The following is a 6,211-nucleotide window of genomic DNA, read 5'->3' on the forward strand; positions in this document are numbered from 1 at the left end:
TTTGGGCAGGGATCTTTTTTTAAACCATGGATTCGATGACGTACCGCTCGGCAGCGCCGGGCAGGAGTCAGCGATCGCGTAATTCATGAATCAAAGCCTGATGCCATTCGCATGTTCATCTGTCGATGTCGTGCGAATGGACAGACTTGTGCACCGAAAACAAAAACAAAAACCGACCAATTTGCGCTGTCTGGCACCACATACGGGATCAGTACACCATGAACAACACGACAAGCCCCCTCGCCACCGGCTGGAAATCCCTCCAGCGTTGGCGCGTGCAGATTTTCCTGATCACCTGGGTGGCGTATGCCGCCTTCTACTTCACCCGCAAAGCGTTCTCCGTCGCCAAGCTGGGTATCGGCGAAGACCCGAACTTCATGCTCGAAAAGGCCATGATGGCCAACCTCGACGCCCTGTACCTGACGGCCTACGCCGTGGGCCAGTTCCTGTGGGGCAACTTCTCCGACCGGTTCGGCCCAAGGGTGGTGGTCCTCAGCGGCCTGGTCATTTCGGCGGCGGCGGCGCTCCTGATGGGGACCTACGCCACGCTACCGATCTTCGTCTCCTGCATGCTGGTGCAGGGTCTTGCCCAATCCACCGGTTGGTCGGGCCTGTGCAAGAACGTCGGGAGTTTCTTCAGTACCGGAGAACGTGGCCGCGTCCTCGGTTACTGGAGCACCTCGTACGCCTTTGGCGGTCTGGTGGCCACGCCGTTTGCCGGCTGGTGGGCTTATCAGGCCTATCACGACTGGCGCATCGCGTTCATCAGCAGTGCCGTTGTCGTGCTGGTGGTGGCGGTGTTGTTCTATTTCCTGCAACGCAACCGTCCGGAAGACGTAGGCCTGCCTGCTGTCGAAATCGAGATCGAACCTGTCAGCAACGTCGTGGTGCCCCGCGAAAGCATGTGGGCCGGCATACGGACCGTGATGAAAAATCGCACCGTCCTGTTTCTCGGCCTGGCCTATTTCATGCTCAAGCCCGCGCGCTACGCCATCCTGCTGTGGGGCCCGGTGATCATCTACGAACGCATGCCCGAGATCGGCAAGGTCGCGTCCGCCATCGTCCCCACCTCGTTTGAACTGGCAGGTCTGGTAGGCCCCATCCTCATCGGTATTGCATCGGACAAATACTTCGGCGCTCGTCGCATACCAGCCTGCGTGCTCAGCCTAGTGGTCCTCACAGTCTGCCTTGGACTGTTCGTTCCCGCCATGCAAAGCGGCAGCCTGTACATGGTGGTCGGCCTGCTGTTCATGATGGGCCTGACGCTTTACGGGCCGGACTCGATGATCAGCGGCTCGGCGGCCATCGACTTCGGCAGCAAGGACGGGGCGGCCTCCGCCGCGGGCTTCGTCAACGGCTGTGGTTCGATCGGTGCGGTCCTTGGCGGCCTGCTGCCAGGCTACTTCGACACCATCACCGTGTTCCTGGTGTTCACCGGCGCCGCACTCCTGGCCAGCCTGATGCTGGTGCCCTTCTGGAACAGCCGGCCGAAAACACTGGAAAACCCGCTGCTGGTATCGACCCCGGTACAACCGGTCATTGTCGGCACCACGCCTTGAATTCGTACTACCCACTCACCTTTCCCTGGAGCAATCATCATGCAATACAAACAACCTTCCCAACTGCAAGCCGTGGTTCTGGACTGGGCGGGCACCGTCGTTGATTTCGGTTCCTTTGCCCCCACGCAGATTTTTGTCGAAGCCTTCGCCGAGTTTGGCGTAGCGGTCTCCCTGGCAGAAGCCCGGGGTCCGATGGGCATGGGCAAGTGGGACCACATCCGCACGTTGTGCAACGAGCCACAGATCGCCGCACGTTACCAGGCCGCCTTCGGACGCCTGCCGACGGATGACGATGTCACCGCCCTTTATGAGCGCTTCATGCCCTTGCAGATCGAGAAGATCGCCCTGCACTCGGCGCTGATTCCAGGTGCGCTGGATACGATCGATGCCTTGCGCGACAAGGGTCTGAAAATCGGTTCGTGCTCGGGTTACCCGGCGGTGGTCATGGAGAAAGTCGTCGAGCTTGCGCGCAAGAACGGCTACGTCGCCGACCACGTCGTGGCCACTGACGAAGTACCCAATGGCCGCCCGCACCCGGCCCAGGCCCTGGCCAACGTGATCGCTCTGGGCATCAGCGATGTGGCCGCTTGCGTCAAGGTCGACGACACCTGGCCAGGCATCCTTGAAGGCCGCAGTGCCGGCATGTGGACGGTCGCATTGACCTGCTCCGGCAACGCACTGGGGCTGACCTATGACCAGTTCAGGGACTTGCCTTCGGACAAGTTGGCCAAAGAGCGCGCCCGCATCACCAGGATGTTCGAAGGTTCGCGCCCGCACTACCTGATCGACACCATCGTCGATCTACCGGCCGTCATTGAAGACATCAATGCACGCCTGGCTCGTGGCGAAACCCCTCAGGACTCCTGACTCTGCACGGCTTGCGCACCTGACAGTGACCGTCCTGTGGGCGGTCACACCCCAAAACAACAAGAGAACCCGATCATGAACTACGCCCACCCAGGCACTCCCGGTGCCATCGTTTCCTTCAAGTCCCGCTACGGCAACTACATCGGCGGCGAGTTCGTCGCACCGGTCAAAGGTCAATACTTCACCACCACCTCGCCGGTGAATGGCCAACCGATTGCCGAATTCCCGCGCTCCACGGCCGAAGACATCGACAAGGCCCTGGATGCTGCCCATGCAGCTGCCGATGCCTGGGGCAAGACCTCGGTGCAGGACCGCTCCCTGGCGCTGTTGAAAATTGCCGACCGCATCGAGCAGAACCTCGAACTGCTGGCCATCACTGAAACCTGGGACAACGGCAAGGCCGTGCGTGAAACGTTGAACGCCGACATCCCGCTGGCGGTGGACCACTTCCGCTACTACGCCGGTTGCATCCGCGCCCAGGAAGGCAGCTCGGCGGAAATCAACGAACACACCGCGGCCTATCACTTCCATGAGCCGTTGGGCGTGGTCGGCCAGATCATCCCGTGGAACTTCCCGATCCTGATGGCCGCCTGGAAACTCGCCCCGGCCCTGGCTGCCGGTAACTGCGTGGTGCTCAAGCCTGCCGAGCAAACCCCGCTGGGCATCACCGTGCTGGTCGAACTGATCGGCGACCTGCTGCCACCGGGCGTGCTGAACATCGTGCAAGGCTTCGGCAAAGAAGCCGGCGAAGCGCTGGCCACCAGCAAACGCATCGCCAAGATCGCCTTCACCGGCTCGACCCCGGTCGGCTCGCACATCATGAAATGCGCGGCGGAAAACATCATCCCGTCCACCGTGGAGCTGGGCGGCAAGTCGCCGAACATCTTCTTCGAAGACATCATGAAGGCCGAACCGTCCTTCATCGAGAAAGCCGCCGAAGGCCTGGTGCTGGCGTTCTTCAACCAGGGCGAAGTCTGCACCTGCCCGTCCCGTGCCCTGGTGCAGGAGTCGATCTACGACGAATTCATGCAAGTGGTGATGAAGAAGGTCCTGCAAATCAAACGCGGCGACCCGCTGGACACCGACACCATGGTCGGCGCCCAGGCGTCCGAGCAGCAATTCGACAAGATCCTTTCGTACCTGGAAATCGCCAAGGGCGAAGGTGCCGAGTTGCTGACCGGCGGCAAGGTGGAAAAACTCGAGGGCAACCTGGCGAGCGGGTATTACATCCAGCCGACGCTGCTCAAGGGCACCAACAAGATGCGCGTGTTCCAGGAAGAAATCTTTGGCCCGGTGGTGAGCATCACCACCTTCAAGGACGAAGCCGAAGCCCTGGCCATCGCCAACGACACCGAGTTCGGCCTCGGCGCCGGCCTCTGGACCCGCGACATCAACCGCGCCTACCGCATGGGCCGGGCGATCAAGGCCGGTCGTGTCTGGACCAACTGCTACCACCTGTACCCGGCGCACGCCGCGTTCGGTGGCTACAAGAAGTCCGGCGTCGGCCGTGAAACCCACAAAATGATGCTCGACCACTATCAGCAGACCAAAAACCTGCTGGTGAGCTACGACATCAATCCGTTGGGCTTCTTCTGACCGCGTAACCGCTATCGCCAGCAAGCCGGCTCCTACAGACCGCGTGAATCTGTAGGAGCCGGCTTGCTGGCGATGGCGTCCTCGAAGACATGAATTTTTTCTGTTCCTCCTGATCGCCCCTTTGGAGCCCTCGATGAAAATCCGTTACAAGGTGAGCCTTGTGGCTGCTTGCGTGCTGTTGGTGACCACCAGTCTTCTATCGCTGGTTCAGGTAGAGCAGATCCGTAGCATTTTGCGTCACCAGGTCGAGGCGAGCATTGCCGAATCGAGCAATGCGGTGGCACGTCAGATCGAGAACTGGCTGAACGGCAAGCTTCATTTGATGGACCTGGCCTCCCAGGCGATCGATCGCCAGTACAGTGTGCAAGCGACCCAACGAATCATCGACTCGCCCATTCTGAAAGACGAATTCAAGCTGGTGTTCGGCGCCCTTGAGTCAGATGGAAAGCCCATCAAGAACACGGCGGCATGGAATCCGAAACCCGATTATGACGGTCGCACCCGCCCCTGGTACTCAACGGGAAAGACCGGCAGCCAAGCCGTCCTGACCGAACCCTACAAGGACTCCACCACGGGTGAAATCCTGATCTCGGCCGTTGCCCGGATCAGCGACGCGGGACAGCTGCTCGGGGTGTTTGGCGGTGACATCCGCCTGACCACGGTGGCCGATGCCATCAATACCCTGGATTTCGGCGGGGCCGGTTATGCGTTCCTGCTCAGTAAAAGCGGCAACATCATTTCCCACCCGGACGCCGAACTGAACGGCAAGCCCTACAGTCAGCTTTTTGCCGGAAGCGCCCTGCCCCTCGACGGTCAGCTTCAAGAGGTGCACAGCGGTGGGAAGTCCCTCCTGGTGTCCTTCATCCCCCTCTCCGATCTCAAGGGCATGGATTGGTGCATCGGCGTGGTCCTGGACCAGGACATCGTCATGGCCGCCGCCCATACCCTGAGTTGGCGAGCCGTGATCGGTACCGGCCTGGGCGTGCTGCTCAGCCTGTTGGTGTTGGGCCTGCTGGTCAAGCGACTGCTGCGGCCGCTGGAACAACTGAAGGACTCGCTGGCAGACATCAATCGCGGTGAAGGCGACCTGACCCGCCAACTGCCGGTGGTCGGCAATGATGAAATCGCGCTGGTTGCTGGCGAGTTCAACCAGTTCCTGCACAACCTCAAGGCGCTCATTGGCGACGTGAAAAACAGCTCGCAACAGGTGCGCGAGAGCACCACCGCGACCTCATGCGAAGCGGATCAGGCCGCCAACCGCGTCCAGGTGCAGTTGCAGGAACTGGATCAACTGGCCACCGCCATGACCGAGATGGCCTCGACCGCCGAGGATGTCGCGCGCAACGCGCAAACCGCTGCCGAAGCGGCGATTGCCGCTAACGAAGAAACCGCCGACGGCGTCGCTCTGGTTTCCCGGTCTACCGGGGCCATCAAACGCTTGGCCGAGGAGATGGACGCCACCGGTCATGCGATCAATGACTTGTCCACCCTCAGTCAAAGCATTGGATCGATTGTGGCGGTCATCACCAGCATCGCTGACCAGACCAATCTGCTCGCCCTCAACGCCGCCATCGAGGCAGCCCGTGCCGGCGAATCGGGACGCGGGTTTGCGGTCGTGGCCGATGAGGTGCGCTCCCTGGCCTCGCGCACCCAGCAATCCACCCAGGAAATACGCGAAATGATCGACCAGCTGCAGACCGGGGTAAAACATGCCCAGGCACGCATGCAGCAGAGCCGCGACACGGCCAGCAAAACGGCCGGGGATGCCAATGCCGCCAATGACACCCTCGAACGCATACGCGAGGCCATTTACCGCATCAATGACATGAACCTGCAGATTGCCGCGGCGGCAGAAGAACAAAGCGCTACGACCGAAGAAATCAACCGCAACACCACCAATATCCGCGACATCAGTATTGAAGTATCCGGCAGCGCGGACAAGCAGGCTCGCCAATGCTCAGCAATGGTGGAGCACGTCGGCCAGCAAGACAAACTACTGAGTCGCTTCCGGATTTGAATGTGCATTTGCCCGAATGCTTGAGCTGCAAACCCGTAACAGATCACAAAAACAACTATTCCACCGAGGTAAGAAAGATGAGTGCGGCTTCCCTGTATCCCGTTCGTCCCGAGGTTCTGGCCAATACGCTGACCGACGAGGCGACCTACAAGGCCATGTACCAGCAGTCGGT

General features: G+C 60.6%; 5 protein-coding genes and 1 pseudogene. All 6 read left to right on the forward strand.

The window, feature by feature from the left end:
• Positions 1–218: 218 nt before the first annotated feature.
• Positions 219–1,559: an MFS transporter gene (locus CD175_RS30940; RefSeq protein WP_104451643.1), complete on the forward strand. Its 1,341-nt coding sequence runs from the start codon at positions 219–221 to the stop codon at positions 1,557–1,559.
• Between the two features lie 39 nt (positions 1,560–1,598).
• Complete coding sequence (gene phnX / locus CD175_RS30945) at positions 1,599–2,426, forward strand: phosphonoacetaldehyde hydrolase (protein ID WP_104451644.1); 828 nt, start codon at positions 1,599–1,601, stop codon at positions 2,424–2,426.
• 75 nt (positions 2,427–2,501) lie between these two features.
• The gene (gene exaC / locus CD175_RS30950) at positions 2,502–4,022 is read left to right on the forward strand and encodes an acetaldehyde dehydrogenase ExaC (protein WP_104451645.1); all 1,521 of its coding nucleotides are present in this window, start codon (positions 2,502–2,504) and stop codon (positions 4,020–4,022) included.
• A 133-nt stretch (positions 4,023–4,155) separates the two neighbouring features.
• Positions 4,156–5,181, forward strand: a pseudogene (locus tag CD175_RS32230) (HAMP domain-containing protein); the annotation flags it as partial.
• Between the two features lie 108 nt (positions 5,182–5,289).
• Complete coding sequence (locus CD175_RS32235; protein WP_420849167.1) at positions 5,290–6,039, forward strand: methyl-accepting chemotaxis protein; 750 nt, start codon at positions 5,290–5,292, stop codon at positions 6,037–6,039.
• A gap of 77 nt (positions 6,040–6,116) precedes the next feature.
• Positions 6,117–6,211 (forward strand): hypothetical protein (locus CD175_RS32240; RefSeq protein ID WP_371321739.1); only part of this gene is annotated, 95 nt, incomplete at its 3' end.

It is taken from the genome of Pseudomonas laurylsulfatiphila, from assembly GCF_002934665.1.
Lineage (GTDB): Bacteria > Pseudomonadota > Gammaproteobacteria > Pseudomonadales > Pseudomonadaceae > Aquipseudomonas > Aquipseudomonas laurylsulfatiphila.

Excerpts from the sequence above, each read along its gene's own strand:
- CD175_RS30940 (WP_104451643.1), top strand. The coding sequence starts at position 219 with ATGAACAACACGACAAGCCCCCTCGCCACCGGCTGGAAATCCCTCCAG.
- phnX (WP_104451644.1), top strand. The coding sequence starts at position 1,599 with ATGCAATACAAACAACCTTCCCAACTGCAAGCCGTGGTTCTGGACTGG.
- exaC (WP_104451645.1), top strand. The coding sequence starts at position 2,502 with ATGAACTACGCCCACCCAGGCACTCCCGGTGCCATCGTTTCCTTCAAG.